Source organism: Scandinavium sp. NPDC088450 (assembly GCF_044900545.1).
Taxonomy (GTDB): domain Bacteria; phylum Pseudomonadota; class Gammaproteobacteria; order Enterobacterales; family Enterobacteriaceae; genus Scandinavium.
In genome coordinates, this window is the sequence record NZ_JBJDNI010000020.1 from 66,404 (window position 1) to 90,510 (window position 24,107).

23 protein-coding genes and 1 other annotated feature are annotated in these 24,107 nt (G+C 45.3%); of the genes, 13 read left to right on the forward strand and 10 right to left on the reverse strand.

What is annotated here, in order from left to right:
• Nucleotides 1–129: 129 nt before the first annotated feature.
• The 11 genes from galF (at nt 130) to ugd (ending at nt 13,445) form a co-directional block, all read left to right on the forward strand.
• On the forward strand, nt 130–1,023 hold the full coding sequence (gene galF / locus ACI2I2_RS16990; RefSeq protein WP_404658955.1) for a GalU regulator GalF: 894 nt from the start codon (nt 130–132) through the stop codon (nt 1,021–1,023).
• Between the two features lie 355 nt (nt 1,024–1,378).
• A complete protein-coding gene (locus ACI2I2_RS16995; protein WP_404658982.1) occupies nt 1,379–2,185 on the forward strand; it encodes a glycosyltransferase in 807 nt (268 codons plus the stop codon).
• A 13-nt stretch (nt 2,186–2,198) separates the two neighbouring features.
• The gene (locus ACI2I2_RS17000; protein WP_404658956.1) at nt 2,199–2,591 is read left to right on the forward strand and encodes an adenylyltransferase/cytidyltransferase family protein; all 393 of its coding nucleotides are present in this window, start codon (nt 2,199–2,201) and stop codon (nt 2,589–2,591) included.
• Nucleotides 2,592–2,595: 4 nt separating this feature from the next.
• The gene (locus ACI2I2_RS17005; RefSeq protein WP_404658957.1) at nt 2,596–4,131 is read left to right on the forward strand and encodes a lipopolysaccharide biosynthesis protein; all 1,536 of its coding nucleotides are present in this window, start codon (nt 2,596–2,598) and stop codon (nt 4,129–4,131) included.
• On the forward strand, nt 4,121–5,062 hold the full coding sequence (locus tag ACI2I2_RS17010) for a glycosyltransferase family 2 protein (RefSeq protein ID WP_404658958.1): 942 nt from the start codon (nt 4,121–4,123) through the stop codon (nt 5,060–5,062). Before ACI2I2_RS17005 ends, ACI2I2_RS17010 begins: the two co-directional genes overlap by 11 nt.
• Nucleotide 5,063: 1 nt before the next feature.
• Entirely contained in the window at nt 5,064–6,242 is a 1,179-nt protein-coding gene (locus tag ACI2I2_RS17015) for an EpsG family protein (protein ID WP_404658959.1), read from the forward strand.
• Nucleotides 6,243–6,244: 2 nt separating this feature from the next.
• Nucleotides 6,245–7,129: a glycosyltransferase family 2 protein gene (locus ACI2I2_RS17020; RefSeq protein WP_404658960.1), complete on the forward strand. Its 885-nt coding sequence runs from the start codon at nt 6,245–6,247 to the stop codon at nt 7,127–7,129.
• Nucleotides 7,129–9,294, forward strand: coding sequence for a glycoside hydrolase family 3 C-terminal domain-containing protein (locus ACI2I2_RS17025; protein ID WP_404658961.1), 2,166 nt, complete (start codon nt 7,129–7,131; stop codon nt 9,292–9,294). The genes ACI2I2_RS17020 and ACI2I2_RS17025 overlap by 1 nt, the downstream gene beginning before the upstream one ends.
• Nucleotides 9,295–9,306: 12 nt before the next feature.
• Nucleotides 9,307–10,470: a CDP-glycerol glycerophosphotransferase family protein gene (locus ACI2I2_RS17030; RefSeq protein WP_404658962.1), complete on the forward strand. Its 1,164-nt coding sequence runs from the start codon at nt 9,307–9,309 to the stop codon at nt 10,468–10,470.
• A 178-nt stretch (nt 10,471–10,648) separates the two neighbouring features.
• Nucleotides 10,649–12,055, forward strand: a complete 1,407-nt coding sequence (gene gndA / locus ACI2I2_RS17035; RefSeq protein ID WP_404658963.1) for an NADP-dependent phosphogluconate dehydrogenase — start codon at nt 10,649–10,651, stop codon at nt 12,053–12,055.
• Between the two features lie 223 nt (nt 12,056–12,278).
• Complete coding sequence (ugd, locus tag ACI2I2_RS17040) at nt 12,279–13,445, forward strand: UDP-glucose 6-dehydrogenase (protein ID WP_404658964.1); 1,167 nt, start codon at nt 12,279–12,281, stop codon at nt 13,443–13,445.
• A gap of 46 nt (nt 13,446–13,491) precedes the next feature.
• On the opposite strand, the gene ACI2I2_RS17045 is transcribed toward ugd, so the two are convergent.
• The gene (locus ACI2I2_RS17045) at nt 13,492–14,496 is read right to left on the reverse strand and encodes an NAD-dependent epimerase (protein WP_404658965.1); all 1,005 of its coding nucleotides are present in this window, start codon (nt 14,494–14,496) and stop codon (nt 13,492–13,494) included.
• 230 nt (nt 14,497–14,726) lie between these two features.
• Between ACI2I2_RS17045 and wzzB the strand changes: the two genes are divergently transcribed.
• Complete coding sequence (gene wzzB, locus ACI2I2_RS17050; protein ID WP_404658966.1) at nt 14,727–15,731, forward strand: LPS O-antigen chain length determinant protein WzzB; 1,005 nt, start codon at nt 14,727–14,729, stop codon at nt 15,729–15,731.
• Nucleotides 15,732–15,799: 68 nt separating this feature from the next.
• Here wzzB and hisIE read toward each other — a convergent pair whose 3' ends face one another.
• The 9 genes from hisIE to hisL all read right to left on the reverse strand — a co-directional run bounded on the left by hisIE (nt 15,800) and on the right by hisL (nt 23,085).
• Nucleotides 15,800–16,390 (reverse strand): bifunctional phosphoribosyl-AMP cyclohydrolase/phosphoribosyl-ATP diphosphatase HisIE, encoded by a 591-nt coding sequence (gene hisIE / locus ACI2I2_RS17055; protein ID WP_404658967.1) that lies wholly within the window; start codon nt 16,388–16,390, stop codon nt 15,800–15,802.
• Complete coding sequence (gene hisF, locus ACI2I2_RS17060) at nt 16,387–17,160, reverse strand: imidazole glycerol phosphate synthase subunit HisF (protein ID WP_404658968.1); 774 nt, start codon at nt 17,158–17,160, stop codon at nt 16,387–16,389. Before hisF ends, hisIE begins: the two co-directional genes overlap by 4 nt.
• On the reverse strand, nt 17,142–17,879 hold the full coding sequence (gene hisA, locus ACI2I2_RS17065; protein WP_404658969.1) for a 1-(5-phosphoribosyl)-5-[(5-phosphoribosylamino)methylideneamino]imidazole-4-carboxamide isomerase: 738 nt from the start codon (nt 17,877–17,879) through the stop codon (nt 17,142–17,144). Before hisA ends, hisF begins: the two co-directional genes overlap by 19 nt.
• Entirely contained in the window at nt 17,879–18,469 is a 591-nt protein-coding gene (hisH, locus tag ACI2I2_RS17070; protein WP_404658970.1) for an imidazole glycerol phosphate synthase subunit HisH, read from the reverse strand. Before hisH ends, hisA begins: the two co-directional genes overlap by 1 nt.
• Nucleotides 18,469–19,536, reverse strand: coding sequence for a bifunctional histidinol-phosphatase/imidazoleglycerol-phosphate dehydratase HisB (hisB, locus tag ACI2I2_RS17075; protein ID WP_404658971.1), 1,068 nt, complete (start codon nt 19,534–19,536; stop codon nt 18,469–18,471). The genes hisH and hisB overlap by 1 nt, the downstream gene beginning before the upstream one ends.
• On the reverse strand, nt 19,533–20,594 hold the full coding sequence (gene hisC, locus ACI2I2_RS17080) for a histidinol-phosphate transaminase (protein WP_404658972.1): 1,062 nt from the start codon (nt 20,592–20,594) through the stop codon (nt 19,533–19,535). Before hisC ends, hisB begins: the two co-directional genes overlap by 4 nt.
• Entirely contained in the window at nt 20,591–21,895 is a 1,305-nt protein-coding gene (gene hisD / locus ACI2I2_RS17085) for a histidinol dehydrogenase (protein ID WP_404658973.1), read from the reverse strand. The genes hisC and hisD overlap by 4 nt, the downstream gene beginning before the upstream one ends.
• A 94-nt stretch (nt 21,896–21,989) precedes the next feature.
• Entirely contained in the window at nt 21,990–22,889 is a 900-nt protein-coding gene (hisG, locus tag ACI2I2_RS17090; protein ID WP_404658974.1) for an ATP phosphoribosyltransferase, read from the reverse strand.
• 45 nt (nt 22,890–22,934) lie between these two features.
• Nucleotides 22,935–23,059 (reverse strand) — a sequence feature (His leader region).
• Complete coding sequence (gene hisL / locus ACI2I2_RS17095; RefSeq protein WP_330986103.1) at nt 23,035–23,085, reverse strand: his operon leader peptide; 51 nt, start codon at nt 23,083–23,085, stop codon at nt 23,035–23,037. It overlaps the preceding feature by 25 nt.
• Nucleotides 23,086–23,261: 176 nt before the next feature.
• On the opposite strand from hisL, the gene ACI2I2_RS17100 reads away from it, so the two are divergent.
• Nucleotides 23,262–24,080, forward strand: coding sequence for an SDR family oxidoreductase (locus ACI2I2_RS17100; protein WP_404658975.1), 819 nt, complete (start codon nt 23,262–23,264; stop codon nt 24,078–24,080).
• Nucleotides 24,081–24,107: the final 27 nt, after the last annotated feature.

A 24,107-nucleotide genomic window follows, 5' to 3' on the forward strand; every position in this document is an offset into this window, starting at 1 on the left:
TAAAGCTTGCTAACTCTCGGATTGAACCTGAAGTTTTATCAAATTTAGCCAGGTATCATCAAAAAAACGTGCTGGATTAAACGTCCTGACTGGCTATAATTCTTCAACCATTCATAGGTGGACATGATAATGATTAATTTGAAAGCAGTAATTCCGGTAGCGGGCCTCGGGATGCATATGCTTCCTGCCACCAAGGCTATTCCGAAAGAAATGCTGCCGATCGTTGACAAGCCGATGATCCAATACATCGTCGACGAGATTGTTGCTGCAGGGATCAAAGAAATCGTCCTGGTTACCCACGCGTCCAAGAATGCGGTGGAAAACCACTTCGACACCTCTTATGAACTTGAGTCACTGCTTGAGCAACGCGTTAAGCGTCAGCTGCTGGCCGAAGTGCAGTCTATCTGCCCGCCGGGTGTGACCATCATGAACGTACGTCAGGCGCAGCCATTAGGTTTGGGTCATTCCATCCTTTGCGCTCGCCCAATTGTTGGCGATAACCCGTTTGTGGTTGTGCTGCCAGATATCATTCTGGATAACGCCACTGCCGACCCGCTGCGTTACAACCTTGCCGCAATGGTAGCCCGTTTCAGTGAAACAGGCCGTAGCCAGGTGCTCGCGAAGCATATGGACGGCGACCTGAGCGAATACTCCATCATCAAAACGAAAGAGCCGCTGGACAACGAAGGCAATGTGAGTCGCATTGTTGAGTTTGTTGAAAAACCAGACCAGCCACAGACGCTGGATTCTGACCTGATGGCCGTGGGCCGCTATGTGCTTTCCGCAGATGTCTGGGCAGAACTGGAAAAAACCGAACCAGGTGCCTGGGGCCGTGTGCAACTGACTGACGCTATCGCCGAACTGGCGAAGAAACAGTCCGTCGATGCCATGCTGATGACTGGCGACAGCTACGACTGCGGTAAGAAAATGGGCTATATGCAGGCATTCGTACAGTACGGCCTGCGTAACCTGAAAGAAGGCGCTAAGTTCAGAGAAAGCATCAAGAAATTATTGGTAGGCTGATTCCCAGGAGGCAGTATGCCAAACTGAACGGCAGGGGAGGTTATGAAGCGATTAACGCGCATTCATGACGCCACTGCCGTTTTTTTTATTGATAATCAACGAGTTGTAGATGTGCTGGTTGTTTGTTTTTACACCACAAAACTGGGATTTTCCCTTGTTTTGAAATGTGTTTAAGACCACAATATTGGCTTTGCCAATATGTTAAGTGGTTGGGGGGCATTTTGCTCACACCATCGCAGATAGTTTGCAGTGGACTGGTAGCTGTTGAGCCTGGGGCGGTAGCATTCTCTTACTAAAATAAGTTATTAACGCGGCTATTTATCATCAGTATTAAAAAAAGAGAGCTGTAGTGCGTATGAAGTTTTCAGTATTACTTTCCTTATATTTCAAGGAAAAACCAGAGCATCTTGATGCATGCTTTGAAAGCATACAAAACCAGTCATTAAAAGCTGACGAAATTGTATTGGTTGTTGATGGCCCAGTTGGACAAGAACTAAATGAAGTCGTCGACAAATGGGCTCTAATATTGCCGATTAAAATTTTGCGCCTGAGCGAAAATGTTGGATTAGGTAAAGCCCTCAATGAAGGATTAGACATTTGCTCTAATGATATTGTCTTTAGGATGGATACAGATGATATCTGCTGTAGTGACAGGTTTAAAATTCAATTGAATGCCTTTGATAGTGATAATTCACTGATGCTGGTTGGCGGGCATATAGATGAATATGATGAGGGAATGAAGTTTATTCTAGGTAAAAGAATAGTGCCAATTGGGTATGATACAATTAAGGAGAAAGCACTATTCAGAAGTCCATTTAATCATATGACAGTTGCTTTCAAAAAGAGTATGGTCAAAAATGTTGGTGGCTATCAGCATCATTTAAACATGGAGGATTATAATCTTTGGTTACGGATTATCGCAGCCGGTTATAAAGTTGATAATGTGAATGAAACACTTGTGAAGGCAAGAACTGGAAATTCTATGCTTGGGCGACGTAAAGGATTCGATTATGTCAAAAGTGAATTTAAATTATTTAAATTGAAAAGAAAACTTAATTTGCAAAACTATGGGTATGGAATGTTAATATTCTTGGTTAGATCGTTCCCTCGATTATTACCTACATCTATATTACGCTTTATTTATAAGTTCACTAGAAACTGAAATTGAGGAAAAAATGAAGAAAGTTATTACATTTGGTACATTTGATGTTTTTCACGTAGGGCATATAAATATTATCGAACGTGCTGCAGAGTTAGGTGATTATTTAATTGTGGGGGTTTCGTCAGATGATTTGAATTTCAGCAAAAAGAAACGCTATCCAATATATAACGAAAGTGATCGATTGAAAATTATAAGTTCCTTAAAATTTGTAGATGAAGTATTTCTCGAGGAATCTTTAGAGCTAAAGCTAGAATATATCAAGAAATTCAATGCTGATCTACTAGTAATGGGGGATGATTGGGCTGGACGTTTTGATTGGGTAAAAAATGACTGTGAAGTTATTTATTTACCTAGAACCCCATCAATCTCAACTACGGAAATTATAGAGGTTGTTAAGAGCAGATGAGAGTATGAGAAGCCAAAAGACTCTGAAAAATATAAAATTTGATTTGTTTATTACAATATCAATTGTGTTGTTAGGTTTCTTTTCAAGAAAGATATTTATCGACTCGATGGGGGCTGATGTCACAGGGCTAATGCTTCTATTTGTTCAGCTTATTGGGATGATAAATATTGCTGAGATGGGAGTTGGTACAGCGACAGCAAGTTTATTGTATAAACCATTAAGCAATAACGACCGACCAGTAATTGCAAAAATATTGCATAGTGCTGCAAAAATTTACAAATTCATTTCTGCAATTGTATTGCTTTCTGGGATGGTTTCAGGTGTTGTAATTTATTACACAATACCCGCTGTATCCGAAATCCAATATTCTTTAGTGTTTTGGCTAATATATGTATCAAACACTGCTATTTCATATCTATTTGCACATTACGTAATTTTATTTACCGCAGATCAAAAATATTATGCGGCTAGAACCATTCAAGGTGGCTCTAAAATAATATGTACTTTGCTGCAGTTGGTAGTCATTGTCATATTTAAAAACTTCTTTATTTATATATTATGTGAAAGTGTGTTTTTATTAATTCAATATTTTCTTTTCATAAGAAAAGCGAAGGCCGAGTATGATGTTTTTGATGCTGAATTAATCAAAGTAAGTGAAGAGAAAGAAGAATTTAAATTAGTAAGAAATAGAATAAAGAATGTGTTTTTTCACAAAATCGGTGGTGTGCTTGTTTTCAATACGGACTATTTAATAATTTCTAAGTTTCTAAACTTGGTATCAGTGACAATATACTCTAGCTACATGATGATATTCCAAGCATTAGCTATGTTTGTAAATATCTTGGGGAACTCTGTTACTGCTAGCGTCGGAAATTATCTATCTCATAAGAATTCCGTTGAGAAAAAAGAATTGTGGAATCAGATCTTGGTTCTATTTTTCTATGTGGCAACATGTGCAACTGCACTAACATTTCTAACTATAACTGATTTCGTGAGGCTTTGGATTGGCAATGAATATGTTTTAGATAAAGCAACGCTATATGTACTATTATTCAATTTGTTTATTCTGATTAGTAGAGTAGGAATTGATATAATCAAAAATGCCTCAGGTGAGTTCAGTGATATTTATCTCCCGATCATTGAGGGGGGATTAAATGTCACTTTGTCAATTATATTGGTAAATAAAATGGGCTTTATTGGTGTTATAATAGGAACAGCTTTGTCTAATATTCTAATTATATGCTTGGCTAAGCCGATTTATCTATTTAAGAAGATTTTCCATGAGTCGATATTATCTTTCTTTATCTCATTATTCAAGCCTCTAATGCTTGCGATTATTTCCATTTCAATAATTTGCTTTTATCCAATTTTTTGGACGAAAGCGGATCACTTTTATGACTGGGCAATGAAAACTGCGATAGCCAGTGTTGCTGTGTTTGCAACAGTAAGTTTCGTATTTTCGATATCTAGTGAGTTTAGATATATCACAAAAAAAATATTAACACTGTTGATGAAAAGATATGAATCTAATGAAAATTAATTTAAGCATTATAGTTCCGATCTTCAATGGGTCTAAACATTGTTTTAATTTAATAAAAACTCTGAATAGTTTGACACTGCATAATTTCGAAATAATCATAGTGAATGATGGCTCAAGCGACAACACTATAGATATTCTTCAACAATTGATCGGCCATGATCATAAATATAAACTAGTTACTCAGCCTAATCTAGGTGTTGCAGGTGCAAGAAATACAGGAATAAAAGAAGCAAGAGGCAAATGGATATTTTTTCTTGATGCTGATGACGAAATCAGCCCCTCATATTTCGATTTTCTGAATGATGAAATATTTACAAGTGATGAGCCTCCTGAATTAGTTATTGTTAATGGTGTGTTTGACGTATATGGTGGAAAAAAAATAAAATGGAATGTTCCAAATCTATGTCAGGCAGAGAATATCCTATCCTATGCCCTAAAAACAAAGGTTATGAAATATGTATGGGGGAAATTATACCTTCGTGAATTTATAAATAAAAATGAAGTTCGTTTTCAAAATTTAGTTATTGCTGAGGATTTTCTTTTTAACGTTAGCTTAAGTATTGTTAATCCTAAGGTTATAAATATAGATTCTGGTTATTATTATTATAATCAGAATATTAGTTCTGCCACAAAGATATACACTGCGAAAAATATGCTTAGCAGGCTGCATGCTATTAAACGTATAAGCGATATCATACCTGACTCTCATGAAAATAATTTGCTATGGAAACGGTTGTTTATGGAGTTTTTCTTGTATCAAACGTTGAAGCACCTAAGCAAAACAACGGTGAATGATAAACGTGAAATTATATCTGTAATAAGAGAGCAGAAAGAGAATATTTGTTTGACTCAAATTCCCTATTTACCGATTAGCATGAAGGCAAAAATGTATTTTTTCATGTTGATCTGCAAATATCAATTATGGGGATGATATGATTTATTATATATTATTGAGCTTTTTTCTTTTATGCACAGCATCCAATTTAAGCTCTAATAAAAATACAGCTGCACTTACTTTAGATAACTATTTATATTTTATAACTCTCACTATACTTGTTTGTTTCGCCGGCCTACGATTTGATACTGGTTGGGATTACAAAGGTTATCATTATTATTACGATTTGATTCCATCATTAGATGTCTTATTCGGAAATTGGGATGTATATAAATCTATATACTTTGAGCCCGGATTCAAAATGTTGATGTCTTTTTCTAAAATGATAGGATTAGATTTCTATTACTTTCAATTTTTAGTCTCACTTGTTTGCATTGTGCTAATTCACAAATCAATAAGGGAAGAGAAAAGCAAGCTTTTGTTCCTATTTGTGTATTTTACAACATGTTATTTGTTTTTAAATATGTCGGTCATTAGACAAGGTATTGCAGTAGCATTTCTATATTTAGCACTGACAAATATTTGGTCTGAAAATAAAGCAAGATGTATTATTTATATACTGGTTGGTTCGTTATTTCATTTTTCCTTAATTGTTTTGTTGCCTGTTATTTTAATAGCGAACAAAAAAAGCATTTCCAATAAAATATTATATATTACTGTCTTGGGTGCGATATTTATTTATTTATTGGAAATTCACTGGTTAAAAAATGTTTTTACTATAATATCACCAATTCTTCCTCATGATATTGGGTATAAAATAACGACATACCTTGATAGTGATCGTTTCGGGCGAAGCAGGGAAATTGGCTTTGGTTTATTAGAGAAAATAGTCACGTTTGTGGCTATTTATAGGGTTTATCAATCTGAACGAAGTACAAAGAATAGAATTCTTCTTCGCATTTTTATCTTCTATATGATTGTCTACTTTGCCTTCTATGAAATCACTGTGTTGTATGATCGTTTGAGATTATACTTTGTGGCTGTTAATGTGTTTGTATACCTTTGCATATTTAACCACTATAGAGGGTATAATAAAATAATAGCATATTTAGTTATTGTATTTTATTCTATTTTCAGCTTTATGAATATTTTCAGAAGTGAATCAAACACTTCAGTGTTCATGCCGTACTACAGTATACTTGAGAGTGAAAATCTAATACCTGCGGAGTTTAAAGGCGATCTTAGAATTGACCGTGCAATTGATATGGATCATTAATTATGTTAATCAGCATTATTATTACATTGTATAACAGAAAAGAATTAGTAGAACGGGCTATTGATAGTGTTTCGCACCTAAAGAAATTAAATGATGTTGAGATTATCGTTGTTGATGATGGTTCTACTGATAATCCAAAGAGCGTTCTATTACCTTATATCACTAGCTCTACAATAACCTATCTTTATAAAGATAATGGCGGGGCCGCTGATGCGAAAAACTACGGAGCAAAGAACGCAAAAGGTGACTATATAATATTTCTTGATAGTGATGACTATCTAATAAATAGCAATGAATTGATGCAATATATTACAGTGAAAAAGAATGAAGGTTTTAATTTCTTTTATTCGGAATGTGTTGTGATAAAAAAAGGTAGTGCAAAGAAGGAACTGTTTTCACCTAAAGATTTTGCCGATGCTAAAAACGTTTATGATTATGTAATGTGTTACCCTCTTAATTATCCTGGTAAACCAACATATGTATTTGAACGTGAACATTTTTTAAATTCCGGAGGATTTACTAAAAGCTTTAAATGGGGGGATGCTATGCTTTTTTGGCGCCTCTTTTTGAAGGGTATAAAATGTGATTTGATTAGGTTTCCCACATATATATATGATCAGTCTAGTGACAATAGCATAAGTAGAAGTCGTGGAGGAAACTATTATAATAACGTTTATAATAGTCTGAAGATAACATACTTCAAACTTGAACCTGATTTGAACGCACTTGGTTATCAGATGAATTGGGTATTAATACTTTGGTTATTGAGTATAAAAACATGTTCATTCAAAGATTTTATTCGGTTCTCGGTTGAAATTTTATCCAATCCCATTCAATCAATATCTGCTACCAGATACTTAATAACAAAGAGGTCTGGAAGACGTTAATGAATAAAAAAGCGAGAGTCATTTGGGGATCGATATTTATTGCTATATTAGCATTTGTTACATTGTTCCTAATAATAGATAAGAGAGTGTTATGCACTGAAATATCTCTTGATAATAAAATATCTCTATTGAGCACTTCATTTGGATTTCCAATCTCCGGGCATCAGAAACCAAATGGAGCACTTTTGTCTGCAGGTTATAATAAGGGTCTTCCTGGCTACAATATACCTCCTTTGCAAGAGGTGGATTCTGGCATGGGCATCGCAAACCCAGGCAATTTGCGTAAAGGGGACAATGCTACCGCATTGCCATCTACTCTGCTCGTTGCATCAACATTTTCAGGTCAATTAGCAATGACTGCCGGAAAGATTCTTGGCAGTGAAGCAAAGGATAAAGGTTTTAATATTGTCTTAGCTGGTGGTGTGAATCTTATAAGGGAACCAAGGAATGGTAGGAATTTTGAATATGCAAGTGAAGATCCATTGTTATCAGGTATTATTGCGGGATCATTCGTAAAAGGTATTCAGACTAAACATGTAGTATCAACCTTAAAACACTTTGCATTTAATTCGCAAGAAACTGGCCGAGTGGTCCTTAATGCAATAATAAGCGAGAAAAATGCGCGGGAATCTGATTTGTTAGCATTTGAAATTGCGAACGAAATCGGTGCGCCGGGGGCGGTAATGACTGCCTATAATAAAGTTAATGGCGATTATTCCTCAGAAAATTATTTCTTGATCAATACAGTTTTAAAAGGTGATTGGAAGTATGCCGGGTGGGTTATGTCTGATTGGGGAGGAACTCATTCTACTGTTAAGGCTGTGCTTGCTGGATTAGATCAGCAATCTGGCTATCAATATGATAGCCAACATTATTTTGGCAAACCGTTGGCAGATGCTGTTAGAGCTGGAGCCATCTCAGAACATCGTATAGATGATATGTTTGCTAGAATTATCAAAACACTCAACAAACATAATGTTGCTCTGAAAATACCTTCCATGACCGAAACGGATTATGCTAAAAATAGAATTATCTCCCAAGGAATAGCAGAGAAGGGCATTGTTCTTCTTAAAAATAATAATGCTTTGCCGTTAAATAAAAATATTAGAAAGTTATTGGTGGTTGGCGGTAATGCAAATCTTGGGGTTCTTTCTGGGGCAGGGGCTAGTCAAGTAATTCCACCTGAAAGCTCAATGATTCGCACAAAAGATGGTGTTGAGGTCTATCACCCAAATTCAATAATTAGCGGATTGACTTCTGTTCTACCAAACACCGAAGTTGTATTTGATGACGGTAGTAGCATTGAAAGATTAAAAAATGAAATAACTTCAAATGATATGCCAATAATTGTAGTCGCAAACCAATGGAGTCGAGAGACAAAAGATCATGTATCTCTTGGTTTACCTAATAATCAAGATCAGCTGATTGATCGTGTATCTGCAATGAGTAACAATGTCATAGTGCTTCTACAAACGGGTGGTGCAGTCAAAATGCCTTGGAAAAATAATGTTAAGGCAATAATTGAAGCATGGTATACGGGAATTAATGGTGGCAATGCTATTGCTAATATTTTGGTCGGTATTTCTAATCCATCTGGAAAACTCCCAATATCATTTCCTCTGGATGAGAGCGAATTGCCCCATCCTGTAATGAGAGAATGGTCGACTACTACTTCAAGCCCTAGTTTGCCTCGAAAAGGATTTTTTGATATTAATTATAATATTGAAGGCGCAAATGTGGGTTATAAATGGTTTTTGAAAAAAGGACTTCAAGTTCTTTACCCATTTGGCTATGGTTTGTCTTACACTAATTTTATCTATAGCGACTTCAAAGTTGAAAATTTGCAAAAGCGAAATTATGTTTTGTCAGCCAAAATAAAAAACTCAGGTTTGGTAGCGGGAACTGATACTCCGCAAATTTATCTATACTCATCTGATGGTAGTGCTCGTCTAATATCGTGGGCACAGGTGTCTCTTAGTCCAGGGCAAGAAAAAAACATATCCTTCGAATTAGACCCTAGATTATTGTCAGAATATGATATTCATAATCGACACTGGCAGACAGTGGGCGGTAAATATTCTATTTGTCTGTCCAAGTTTGCGGGGGATTGCACAATAAAGAAGGAAGTGCATCTTATTAATGATGTTGCGTTCAAGTACAACTAGGCATGGTCAAGCATGAAATATATTAAAGAAGCTATAACTCTACTTATAACTTCGATTTGGGCCTTTTTATTAGGTTTTAGAAGTTTGAACTCTAAACGTGTTATCATTACATCTACAAATAATGTCTCTTATAATTTTAATAGCAAATATCTTTTTGAATATTTATCCGACTGTGAAGAATGGAAAGATCATGAGATATTCTTTGTAATTAATGATAAGGTTAAAAGAACTGCATTAAATGAATATTATAAAAACAATAAGTTTATTTCAAGTGCTGATGCCAAGGGGGGTTGTTTTTGTTTGCGTGCCAAATATTGGATCAGTTCGACATTTGAGCTTCCAGTAAATTCATTATTTAGAAACCCTGATCGAGTTGTACTTCACCTTGGACATGGAGTTCCACTCAAAAAGATCGGATTAAACGAAGAAAATATCAGTTTTATTAAAAAAATTAACAGGATTATTCGCACCAGACAATTTACTGATATCATATGTTATTCCGAATTTTTGAAACCCTCGATGGTCAAAACGTTTGCAAGTAAAACTGCAAATTATCTTTTCATGGGGCAACCGAGAAATGATTGTTTTATACTTGAAAAAGAGGTTGCGAGGAAAGAGTTAGCTTTAATTGCCAATGCTTCTACTAATTGTACTTTTATACTATACGCTCCAACATGGCGTCCTTATTCGACAACAAAGTTCTTCCCCTTTGACTGCGACGCACATGTGCTGAATGAATTTCTGAAAAATAATAACATATACATTTTTACGCGTTCCCATCCATTTTATCCATCTACTATTAGGAATGATATTTCTGCACTTGAGAATATAATATCTTTCAATTCTGATAAAGCACCTGAAATTTCTGATTTTCTTTTTGCATTCGACTCATTGATCACTGACTATTCAAGTATATATATTGATTACCTGATTGCAGATAAGAAGGTTGGATTCATTCCCTACGATATTGATGAATATATTAATAATGTGGGGTTCTGCTATGATTATAATGATTTCACTCCGGGGCATAAAATTTTAAACTATTCTGATTTTGTGTGTTTTTTAAAATCTCCTCATTGTTCTTACTCAGAACAACGTAAGAAGATTCGTAGCATAACTAACACTAAATCGACGGGAAATAATGTGGAAATTTCGGAATATTTAAAAACACGATAATGCTATGTTAATGCTTACGTCCTACTGTAATTCTTAATTTGTTTTTTATAGAAAGGTATTAGCATTCATTCTCATATCATAATCTACTACCTTCTAGTCCCCAACCTGAGTTAACATCTTCACCACATTTCAAGCCGCGCGCACCCTGCGCGGTGACCACACCTGACAGGAGTATGTAATGTCCAAGCAACAGATCGGCGTCGTCGGTATGGCAGTGATGGGGCGCAACCTGGCGCTCAACATCGAAAGCCGTGGTTATACCGTCTCCATCTTCAACCGCTCCCGTGAAAAAACTGAGGAAGTGATTGCCGAGAACCCTGGCAAGAAACTGGCTCCTTTCTATACGGTGCAGGAGTTCGTCGAGTCTCTGGAAACACCACGCCGCATCCTGTTAATGGTGAAGGCGGGCGAGGGCACGGACAAAGCCATCGAATCTCTTAAGCCTTATCTGGACAAAGGCGACATCATCATCGAAGGCGGTAACTCCTACTTCCCGGACACCGTTCGTCGTAACCGTGAACTGTCTGCTGAAGGCTTCAACTTCATCGGCACCGGTGTTTCCGGTGGTGAAGAGGGCGCGCTGAAGGGCCCATCCATCATGCCTGGTGGCCAGAAGCACGCTTACGAGCTGGTTGCCCCAATCCTCACCAAAATTGCTGCTGTGGCAGAAGATGGTGAGCCATGCGTGACCTATATCGGTCCGGACGGTGCGGGTCACTATGTGAAGATGGTGCACAACGGTATCGAGTACGGCGATATGCAGCTGATTGCTGAAGCGTACTCCCTGCTGAAAGGCGGCCTGAATCTTTCCAATGAAGAGCTGGCTCAGGTGTTCACCGAGTGGAACAACGGCGAGCTGAACAGCTACCTGATTGACATCACCAAAGACATCTTCACCAAGAAAGATGAAGAAGGCACGTACCTTGTTGATGTGATTCTGGATGAAGCCGCGAACAAAGGCACCGGTAAATGGACCAGCCAGAGCTCACTGGATCTCGGCGAGCCGTTGTCGCTGATCACTGAGTCTGTCTTCGCACGTTACATCTCCTCCCTGAAAGACCAGCGCGTTGCGGCCTCTAAAGTGCTGAGCGGCCCGCAGGCTAAACCGGCTGGTGATAAAGCGGAATTCGTTGAGAAAGTGCGTCGTGCTCTGTATCTGGGCAAGATCGTATCTTACGCTCAGGGCTTCTCTCAACTGCGTGCTGCGTCCAACGAGTACAACTGGGACCTGAACTACGGCGAAATCGCGAAGATCTTCCGCGCAGGCTGCATCATTCGTGCTCAGTTCCTGCAGAAAATCACCGATGCGTATGCTGAGAATGCAGACATCGCGAACCTGCTGCTGGCACCGTACTTCAAGAAGATTGCCGATGACTATCAGCAGGCGCTGCGTGACGTAGTGGCTTACGCTGTTCAGAACGGTATTCCAGTGCCAACCTTCGCAGCGGCGATTGCCTACTACGACAGCTACCGTTCAGCGGTTCTGCCAGCGAACCTGATTCAGGCGCAGCGTGACTACTTCGGTGCTCACACTTACAAGCGCACTGACAAAGAAGGTGTGTTCCACACCGAGTGGATGGAATAAGTTTTCCATATCGCATCAAGGCCCGGAGCATGTCTCCGGGTTTTTTTTTAACCAAAAATGGTCCGTCGGTTCGAAGTAGTCTGAATATGGCCTCAACATCCTCTGGATTCGCCGCCTTCGCCTTGACAGTCCCTCGACGTAAGAGGTAAAACGCCAACAGCTATTAATTATCGTGATGGCCAGAAGGTCATCTCAGCCCGTTAACTGAAAAAGTTGCGCACTAATGAAAATTACAATTTCCGGTACAGGTTACGTTGGCCTTTCAAACGGCATCTTGATTGCTCAGCACCACGAAGTGGTGGCGCTGGATATCGTGCAGGCCAAAGTGGACCTGCTCAATCAGAAAAAATCGCCAATCGTTGATAAAGAGATTGAAGAGTACCTGGCGACCAAAACGCTTAACTTCCGTGCGACCACCGATAAAGAAGATGCGTACCGCAACGCTGATTATGTGGTTATCGCCACGCCAACGGATTACGACCCGAAGACCAACTACTTCAACACCTCAAGCGTTGAAGCGGTAATCCGCGATGTCGTGGCTATCAACCCGAAAGCGGTGATGATTATCAAATCCACCATTCCTGTTGGCTTTACTCAGTCAATCAAGGAAGAGTTGGGCATCGATAACGTGATTTTCTCGCCTGAGTTCCTGCGTGAGGGCCGTGCACTTTACGATAACCTGCACCCATCACGCATTGTGATTGGCGAGCGTTCCGAGCGTGCGGAGCGTTTTGCGGGGCTGCTACAGGAAGGGGCTATCAAGAAAGATATTCCTACGCTGTTTACCGACTCCACAGAAGCCGAAGCCATCAAACTGTTCGCCAACACCTATCTGGCGATGCGCGTAGCGTACTTCAACGAACTGGACAGCTATGCAGAAAGCTTAGGCCTGGACAGCCGTCAAATCATTGAAGGTGTTTGCCTCGACCCGCGTATCGGCAACCACTACAACAATCCATCATTCGGTTATGGCGGTTACTGCCTGCCGAAAGACACCAAACAGCTGCTGGCAAACTACCAGTCTGTGCCAAACAACATTATCTCGGCCATTGTAGACGCCAACCGTACGCGTAAAGATTTTGTGGCAGATTCCATTCTTTCCCGCAAGCCAAAAGTAGTTGGCGTGTATCGCCTGATCATGAAGAGCGGCTCCGATAACTTCCGCGCCTCTTCCATTCAGGGGATCATGAAGCGTATCAAAGCGAAGGGCGTGCAGGTCATCATTTATGAACCAGTGATGCAGGAAGATGAGTTCTTCCACTCTCGCGTAGTTCGAGACCTGGAAGCGTTCAAGCAAGAAGCTGATGTGATTATTTCAAACCGCATGGCAGAAGAACTGGCTGACGTGGCGGATAAAGTGTATACCCGCGATTTGTTTGGTAATGACTAATTAGCTAAACGAACAATGAAAAATGGCCCTCGATGAGGGCCATTTTTTATGCTTTGTAAAAGTCTCGATACCAGTCGACGAAGTTTTTCACCCCATCTTTAACGGTGGTTTCCGGTTTAAAACCGATAACATCAAACAGGGCTTTAGTGTCGGCACTGGTTTCCAGCACATCACCTGGCTGAATCGGCATCATGTTTTTGTCTGCCTCAATGCCCAGTGCTTCTTCCAGCGCGGTGATGTAATCCATCAGCTCGACAGGAGAGCTGTTACCGATGTTATACACGCGGTAAGGTGCAGAACTGGTTGCCGGGGAACCTTCTTCTACCGTCCAGTTAGCATCAGGCTGAGGAATGACGTCCTGCAGGCGGATGATGGCTTCCGCAATATCATCGATATAGGTGAAGTCACGCTTCATCTTGCCGTAGTTGTACACATCGATGCTCTTGCCTTCGAGCATGGCTTTGGTGAACTTAAACAGCGCCATGTCCGGGCGACCCCATGGGCCATACACGGTAAAGAAGCGCAGCCCCGTTGTTGGCAAGCCGTAAAGGTGTGAGTAAGTATGGGACATCAGCTCGTTGGCTTTTTTGGTCGCCGCATACAAAGACACCGGGTGGTCAACTGAATCATCAGTTGAGAAAGGCATCTTGCGGTTCAGGCCATATACGGAGCTGGAAGAGGCATAGAGAAGATGCTGAACTTTATGGTGTCGGCAACCTTCCAGCACGTTCAGGTGACCCATCAGGTTGGCATCGGCATAAGCATGTGGGTTTTCCAGCGAGTAACGCACGCCCGCTTGTGCGGCCAGATGGATCACTCGGTCAAATTTTTCGTTGGCAAAAAGAGTTGCCATGGCTTCGCGGTCTGCGAGATCAATTTTATGAAAGCTGAATTCTGGTGAGCTGAGCAGATCCAGTCGAGCCTGCTTCAGGCTAACGTCATAGTAGTCATTGAGATTATCAATCCCCACCACCTGATGGCCCGCCTGCAACAAGCGTTGGCTAACATGGAAGCCGATAAAACCGGCCGCGCCGGTAACCAGGTATTTCATCTTTTATCCTCGAAAACTGACCAGAAATTCACCAGACCGCTTCTGGCACATCTGAAAGCAAAATCATACCGTTAGATGACGCAAAAAGATAATCGTTATCTACAATTAGGGTAGCCAGATTTTTGGTTAAATTGATAAGACTTCGGGCATTATTCCTATAGAAATTCCTGGAGGCATCGGTACACTACCAAGCCTTGTGGGCTTTTCTTCATTTCGCAGTTAAGGTTTGTATGACACAGGATAACAATAAGAGTTTTGCCGGCCGCCACAGCGATCCGGAGCAGATTGATCTGATAGATTTAATGATGCAGATCTGGCGTGGGAAGGGCACCATCATCGTTTGTGTTGTTGTTGCTATCGTTCTTGCAGCTGGCTATCTGTTGGTTGCCAAAGAGAAATGGACCTCTACGGCTCTGATCACACAGCCTGATTCTGGGCAAATTTCCAGCTATTCTAACGCCATGAACATTCTGTTTGGTGGCAGTGCGCCCTCAACCGGTGCAATCCAGCAGGATTTTATCACCCGTTTTAACTCCTCATTTTCTGCGTTGTCTGAATCTCTTGATAACCAGGAAGAGCCTGAAAAACTGACCATTGAAACGGCAGTTAAAGGACAAAACCTGCCACTGCGTGTTTCCTATACAGGCCCTTCAGCTGAAGAAGCGCAGAAAACCCTGGCACAATACATTCAGCAAGTTGATGAAGGTGTGGCAAAAGCGGTCGGCGGGGATCTGAAGTCTAACATCGATTCCCGTAAAGATGCGCTTGAGCAGTCGCTGACCACTCAGGAAAAAGTTGCGACTGAGCAGAAAGCATTGCGTATCGCGCAGATTACTCAGGCGCTGACCATTGCCGAGCAGTCAAAAATCAAACTGCCGCAAATTCAGCAGGCTGATCAGGTGTCTCAGGATACGTTGTTCATGCTGGGCAGTGATGCGTTGTCGGCGATGGTGAAAAACGAATCTACACGTCCACTGAGCTTCCCGGACAGTTACTACCAGACGCGTCAGACTTTGTTTGATATCGATAACCTGATATCTGGCGATAATAAAGAGGAGCTTAAAACCTCTAATATTCACGCTTACCGTTATGTTATGAAGCCAACTCTTCCTATTCACCGTGATAGCCCGAAACGCGCTATTACGCTGATCCTGGCTGTGTTGCTGGGCGGTATGGTCGGTGCGGGTATTGTTCTGGGCCGCAACGCGCTGCGTAACTACCAGCCGAAAGCTTAAGCTTCAGGCAAGTCATAAAAAAACCGGGCACAGAAATGGCCCGGTTTTTTTATCTCTATAAAACGGTCTTACTGATGCCGCTTACGCAAATTCTCAATCACCGTCGTCAAATCCAGGTCCTGATCCTGCAGCAGGACCAGCAGGTGATACATCAAATCTGAAGCTTCGTTGGTCAGTTCGTGGCGGTCATTGACTGTCGCTGCCAGTGCCGTTTCAACGCCTTCTTCACCCACTTTTTGTGCGATGCGTTTGGTGCCGCTGGCGTACAGTTTAGCGGTATACGAACTGGCTGGGTCGGCCGTCTTGCGCTCAGCCAGAAGTTGTTCAAGCTGATACAGGAACAGCCACTGGTGGCTAGCTTCGCCGAAGCAGCTTGAGGTGCCTTTGTGGCAGGTTGGGCCAATAGGATTCACCAGCACCAACAAGGTGTCGTTGTCACAGTCTGGGGTGATGCTGACAACATTCAGAAAGTTTCCGGACGTTTCGCCTTTGGTCCACAGGCGGCCTTTCGTGCGTGAGTAAAAGGTCACTTTGCCGCTTTCTTGTGTTTGCGCCAGCGCTTCCTGGTTCATGTAACCCAGCATCAGCACTTCGCCGGAAACGGCGTGCTGCACAATGGCGGGCATCAGTCCGTCGGTTTTTTCCCAGTCCAGTTTCATAACCTGATCTCCACGCCCTGAGTCGCCAGGTACGCTTTTAATTCACCAATATTGATAATCTGTTTGTGGAACACCGAAGCGGCTAACGCGCCGTCAACGTCGGCATCCCTGAACGCTTCCAGGAAGTGTTCCATAGTGCCCGCGCCGCCAGAGGCGATAAGCGGCACATGGCAAACTTCGCGGACTTTTTTCAACTGCTGCAGGTCGTAACCGTTCCGCACGCCGTCCTGGTTCATCATGTTTAACACGATTTCACCCGCGCCGCGTTTCTGCACTTCTTTCACCCAATCCAGGGTTTCCCATTGAGTGACGCGAGTTCGGCTTTCATCACCCGTGTATTGGTTGACGTGATACTTTCCGGTTTGATCGTCAAACCAGGTGTCGATCCCGACAACAATACACTGCACACCAAAACGATCTGCAAGACGGGTGATCAGTTCTGGATCAGCCAAAGCAGGGGAGTTGACCGAAATCTTATCTGCGCCGAAAGAGAGAATTTTGGCCGCATCGTCCACCGACTTGATCCCGCCAGCCACGCAGAAAGGAATATCGATAACTTCTGCCACGCGCGATACCCAGCTTTTGTCGACCACACGGCCATCGCTGGAAGCAGTGATGTCATAGAATACCAGTTCGTCTGCACCTTCTTCGGCATAGCGTTTTGCCAGCGGCACGATATCGCCGATGATTTCGTGATTGCGGAACTGTACGCCTTTCACTACCTGACCATCACGCACATCAAGACAAGGAATTATCCGTTTTGCCAGCATTCGATGGCCTCCGTTACAGTGAACTTACCTTCCAGCAGGGCACGCCCCACAATAACGCCTTTCACACCCGTGCCGCGCAGGGCCGCCACATCGTGAATATCACCAATCCCGCCGGATGACTGGAAGGCGATTTGCGGAAAACGAGCGCAGACTTCTTTATATAAAGAGACGTTGGAACCTGCCAGCGTGCCGTCGCGTGAAATATCGGTACACAGCACATGCTTGAGTCCAACCGGTAAATAGGTATCAACCAGTTCTTCCAGCGTGACGCCTGAATTCTCCTGCCAGCCGCTGACCGCGACCTGCTTGTTGCCTTGCTCGTCGATACGAACATCGAGCGCCAGCACCAGCTTGTCCGCACCAAAACGGGCAAACCAGCCTTTCACAACCTCCGGGGATTTCACCGCCGTTGAACCGACAACCACGCGTGCAACTCCGGCATCCAGTAAGGCTGCGACATCTTCTTCAGTACGAATACCGCCGCCAACCTGAACCGGCACGTTAACGCCCGCTACCAGTTTTTTAAGCAACGGAATTTGACGTTTAGCCGGGTCTTTTGCACCGGTCAAATCAACCAAATGTAAAACTTCAGCACCTTGCGCTGCGTAATCCTGCAGGCGTGGTAACGGGTCATTGCCGTAGTCACGCTGTTGGCCGTAATCGCCCTGATGAAGACGGACCACGGTGCCGTCAATTAAATCTAAAGCTGGAATGATCATCACATCTCCAGGAAGTTTTTCAGCAGCATTGCCCCGGCCGCGCCGGAGCGTTCCGGGTGAAACTGCACGCCGAAGAAATTGTCTTTTTGCACTGCCGCCGTAAAGGGTTCGCCGTAGTTACATTGCGCAGTGGTGTAAGTGTTAACCGGCATCGCGTAGCTGTGCACGAAGTAGAAATAAGCCCCGTCTTCAATGCCACGGAACAGGCGATCGCCCGCTTTTGGATAAACGCGGTTCCAGCCCATGTGCGGCAGCGGCAGGCCAAAATCCGTCATTTTCGGCACATCCTGTTCGATGATGCCCAGCATATCGACGCCGCGAGTCTCTTCGCTACGACGACCAAGCAGCTGCATACCCAAACAAATACCCAGTACTGGCTGAGTACAGGCTTTGATCAGCTCAATCAGCTCGCGCTCACGAAGCTGATCCATTGCCGCCTGCGCGGTGCCCACGCCTGGCAGAAAGAGTTTATCCGCACGCAGAACGATATCCGGGTCACGGCTCACGACAGGCTCGTAGCCGTGACGACTCACGGCGGATTTCACCGAGTTGAGATTGGCGCAACCGGTGTCGAGGATCACCACGTTCATCACAACACTCCTTTGGAGGAGGGAAGGGTATCGCCTTCCACGCGAATGGCCTGGCGCAGCGTGCGGCCAAAGGCTTTAAACAGGCTCTCTACACGGTGGTGATCGTTTTTGCCTTTGGTTTTCAGGTGCAGTGTCACGCCCATGGTGTAGGACAGCGAGCGGAAGAAGTGCTCAATCATTTCGGTACTGAGGTCGCCCACGCGCTGATAGGTAAACTCGGCGCGGTATTCAAGATGCGGACGGCCAGAAATATCCAGCGCACAGCGGGCCAGGCATTCATCCATCGGCAGCACGAAGCCAAAGCGGTTGATGCCACGCTTATCGCCCAGCGCCAGTTTCAGCGCTTCGCCCAGTGCCAGACCGGTGTCTTCCACGGTGTGGTGATCGTCGATATACAGGTCACCTTTAACGGTGATTTCCATACGGAACCCGCCATGGGTGGCAATCTGATCCAGCATATGATCGAAGAAGCCGACGCCAGTGTTGATTTTGCTGCCGCCTTCGCGATCCAGCCACACCTTCACATCAATCTGCGTTTCGCGAGTGGTGCGTTCAACGTGCGCATAACGATCGCGTTGGGTCAGTTGTTCGGTGATTTTCAGCCAGTTCAGTTCGTCGCGGTTATAACGCAGGCCAGCGATGCCCATGTTATTGGCAAGCTGAACGTCGGTGGCGCGGTCGCCAATGACATAGCTGTGTGCCACGTCCATTGCGCCTTCAGCCAGCCAGGCCGCCACCATTTTGGTTTTCGGCTTGCGGCACTCGCAGTTGTCGGTTTCGAAGTGCGGGCAAATCAGCACGTCTTCAAATTTCACGCCCTGCGAAGTGAACGCCTGCATCATCAGGTTGTGTGGGCCGTCAAAATCCGCCTGCGGGAAGCTGTCGGTGCCAAGACCATCCTGATTGGTGATCATCACCAGCTTGTAGCCAGCATTTTGCAGCTTCAGCAGGGAAGGGATCACTTCCGGCTCAAATGCCAGCTTGTCAAAACGGTCTACCTGAAAATCACTCGGTGGCTCGCTAATCAGCGTGCCGTCACGATCGATAAAGAGGAACTTCTGGGTCATACTTTCTCCGCACGAAGGGCGTCAATGACGCGCTGGCTCTCTTCACGGGTGCCGATGGTGATACGCAGACAGCCGCTTAAAGAAGGTTGTTTATTCTGATCACGTAAGATAATGCCCTGATCCCACAGAGATTTGAAGACTGAGCTTGAGGCGGTGATACGCGCCAGAATGTAGTTGGTCTCTGAATCAAACACCTGTTCTACACAGTCAATCTCACGAAGCTGGTTAACCAGATACTGGCGCTCTTGCAGGATTTGCGCGACGCGGTCACGCATGGCGTTAATGCCCTGCGGGCTTAGTGCTTGAGCCGCAATGTCGGCGACTGGCGTTGAAAGTGGGTAGGGCGCAATCACTTTCAAAAGCAGGGCGATGACTTCTTCGCTTGCCAGCGTAAAGCCGCAGCGCAGCCCTGCCAGCGCAAAGGCTTTGGATAAAGTGCGCAGCACCACTAAGTGTGGATACTCGGCAATCCAGCTGGTGAGCGTCGCTTGTGGGCAAAATTCGATATACGCTTCGTCTGCCACAACGATAGCTTTGCCGCGAGTCATTTCCAGCAGTACACGAATGTCCTGCGGATTAATGATTTGCCCGGTCGGATTGTTCGGGCTGCAGACGTAAACGACTTTCACGCCGTCGAGTTTGTCGGCAATTGCCTGTAAATCTAACTGCCAGTTTTCCAGCGCTGGCACCGTACGGTATTCCACGCCGAAAGTTTCAGCGCTGACGCTGTACATGCCGTAAGTCGGCGGGCAAAACAGAATCGCATCTTTGCCCGGTTCGCAAAATGCACGGATCAGCAGTTCAATGCCTTCATCGGCCCCACGGCTAACCAGCACTTGCTCCGGTTTCAGCCCGGCGTATTGGGCATAGTTGTCGATGACCGCTTTTGGCTGACACTCCGGATAACGGTTCAGCGTTTGCTGGGAGAGATCGAACGCCACCGCTGTAGGATATTCATTGGCATTCAGCCACACATCTCCTTTACCGCCAAGACGACGGGCGGATTGATAAGGCGTCAGGTCGCGAACGTTTTTGCGGGCTAACTCTTCAATGCTCATTTCATCTCCTTGAGGGCGGCAACGCGCAGAGTGACGGCGTTTTTGTGGGCGGTCAGGCGTTCGGCAGCGGCCAGCGTTTCAATGGTGGAAGCCAGTGAAGCGAAACCTTCGCGGGACAACTCCTGCACGGTCATGCGTTTCTGGAAATCGGCAAGGCCAAGGCTTGAGCACGTTGCGGTGTAGCCGTAAGTTGGCAAGACGTGGTTGGTGCCGGAAGCATAATCGCCAGCAGATTCAGGGGACCAGTCGCCGAGGAACACCGAGCCTGCGCTGGTGATGCTGTCGACCAGTGAACGTGCATCGCGAGTCTGAATAATCAGGTGCTCCGGGCCGTACTGGTTGGAAATCTCCACGCATTGCGCCATGTCGCGAGCCACAATCAAACGGCTGGCGGAAAGAGCCTGACGTGCCGTTTCGGCTCGTGGCAGTTCTGCAAGCTGGCGTTCAACCGCCAGAGCCACGCGAGAAGCCATGTCGGCATCTGGCGTCAGCAAAATCACCTGAGAATCAGGGCCGTGCTCAGCCTGAGACAGCAAATCGGATGCCACAAAATCAGGTGTCGCGCCGCTGTCGGCAATCACCAGCACTTCGGATGGGCCCGCTGGCATATCGATAGCCGCGCCGTCCAGACGCTGGCTCACCTGGCGTTTGGCTTCGGTTACAAAGGCGTTGCCTGGGCCAAAAATTTTATCGACTTTCGGAACGGATTCGGTGCCGAAGGCCAGGGCCGCAATCGCCTGTGCGCCACCGACATTAAAGACTTCCTGTACGCCGCACAGTTTTGCCGCATACAGAATTTCATCAGCAATCGGCGGTGGGGAACAGAGCACCACTTTTTTACAGCCCGCGATACGCGCTGGTGTGGCGAGCATCAATACTGTCGAGAACAGTGGCGCAGAGCCGCCAGGAATATAAAGGCCAACGGACGCAATCGGGCGAGTCACCTGCTGGCAGCGCACTCCGGGCAGCGTTTCCACATCAACCGTCTGCAATACCTGCGCATTGTGAAAGATATCGATGTTTTTGACCGCCACCGCCATCGCTTGTTTCAGTTCATCGCTCAGACGCTCGCTTGCCGCCTCAATTTCCTGCTCGGTGACCTTAAGCGCTTTAACGTCAGTTTTATCAAACTTTGCGCTGTATTCACGCAGCGCTTTATCACCGTTGGCTTTGACGTTATCCAGGATGTCGACCACGGTGCGAGTGATGCTGTCAGAGGCGCTGATGGCCGGACGCATCAGCAGAGCACGCTGCTCCGCTTCGTCACATTGGTTCCACTCAATAAGGGTATTAAAGCTCATATCACTTTCCTTTTGCCGGATGCGCTTTGCTTATCCGGCCTACAAGACCCGTAGCCCCAGCGTGCCTTCACGCCACCGGGCACCGTTGGCGGAATTACTCCATCATCTTCTCAATCGGCAGCACCAGAATAGAACTGGCGCCCAGCGCTTTCAGTTTTTCCATGGTTTCCCAGAACAGGGTTTCGCTGCTGACCATATGCATCGCCACGCGCTGCTGATCGCCCGCCAGCGGCAGAATAGTCGGGCGTTCAGCGCCAGGCAGCAGGGCAATGACTTCTTCCAGACGCTCGGTTGGCGCGTGCATCATGATGTATTTCGATTCGCGAGCCTGAATCACGCCCTGAATACGGGTCAGCAGTTTGTCGATGAGCTGCTGTTTGGCTTCAGGCATTTCGCCGTCGCGCTGGATAAGGCACGCTTTAGAACGATAAATCACTTCCACTTCACGCAGGCCGTTTGCTTCCAGCGTCGCGCCGGTGGAAACCAGATCGCAAATCGCATCAGCCAGACCGGCGCGTGGGGCAACTTCAACGGAACCGTTCAGCAGACAGGATTTGAACTGCACGCCCTTGCTGTCCATATAGCGTTTAAGGATGTGAGGATAAGAGGTCGCGATACGCTTATTGTTCAGGCATGTCGGGCCGTCCCACGGTTCATCAACATTGATAGCCAGGGAAAAACGGCAACCGCCAAAATCAAGACGACGCAGCGTGAAGTAACGTGGATCTTCGCCCTGAGCACGGCGGCTCAGCAGCTCTTCTTCCAGCACGTTTTCGCCGATGATGCCGAGGTCAACCACGCCATCCATGATCAGGCCCGGGATATCGTCGTCACGTACGCGCAGAATGTCGATCGGCATATTTTCCGCCAGCGCAATCAGGCGCTGGGTGTGCAGATTAATTTTTATGCCACAGCGGGCGAGTAATTCGCGTGAATCATCGCTTAAACGGCCCGATTTCTGAATAGCTATGCGTAAACGGCTGGTGTCTGACATTGTTATATCCTCGTAGTCCTGTCTGAATTTAGATTGCTCACGCCCAAAAAAAAGCCCCCGGAAGTGCGATCTTCCGGGGGCTTTCTCTTGCGTTCATGCACCACTGGAAGATCTAACTGTCTTCCAGCACACATCGCCTGAAAGACTAGTCAGGGTGATGGTGATGATGGTGGTGTTTAAATTGAACGCAGCTCATAATTTTCTCGTTGAATGCTTATGCATTTGATGTCGTTTAACCTAAACCAGTTCTGCGCCTGATTGCAAGGGCTTTTTTTTATCTTTAATTCATTTCATATTCACCAGATAAATTGTCAGTTCGCCGGGGCTGGCGTAGCCTTAAGTCAGGAAAGCGAAAAAGCCAGGAGAATGCAGATGAAAAAGGTCGCCATTGTCGGTTTAGGTTGGCTGGGAATGCCGCTGGCGTTGTCGTTAACGGCACGAGGCTGGCAGGTGACGGGCAGCAAAACCACGGCTGACGGGGTTGAGGCGGCGAGGATGTGCGGTATCGATGGTTATCCGCTGCGTCTGGAGCCGCAACTGGTCTGCGATAGCGATGACCTTGATGCGTTGATGAATGTGGATGCGTTGGTGATAACGCTTCCCGCACGCCGCAGCGGGCCGGGAGAAGACTTTTATCTTCAGGCCGTGCAAGAAATTGTCGACAGCGCATTGGCTTACCATATTCCCCGCATCGTGTTTACCAGCTCAACGTCCGTGTACGGCAAAGGGCAGGGCACAATAAAGGAGAATGCAGAGCGCGAGCCGATTACCTCCAGCGGACGAGTATTAAAAGAGCTGGAAGACTGGCTGCACAATTTGCCGGGCACCTCTGTCGACATTCTGCGTCTTGCCGGTTTAGTCGGGCCAGGCCGCCATCCTGGCCGTTTCTTTGCCGGAAAATCTGCGCCGGATGGGCAGCAGGGCGTCAATCTTGTGCATCTCGAAGACGTGATTTCGGCGATTACACTGCTGTTACAGGCCCCGAAAGGCGGTCATATCTATAATCTTTGTGCGCCGGGACATCCGTCGCGCTCGACCTTTTACCCGCAAATGGCCCGCGAACTGGGGCTTGAGCCGCCTGTGTTCAGCAACAGCGCTGAGAAAGGGCACATTATTGACGGGAACCGGATTTGTGCTGAGTTGGGCTTTGAGTATCAATATCCTGATCCGCTGGTGATGCCGCTGGAATAACTTGCTGGCGGTGACATCGCGTACCGA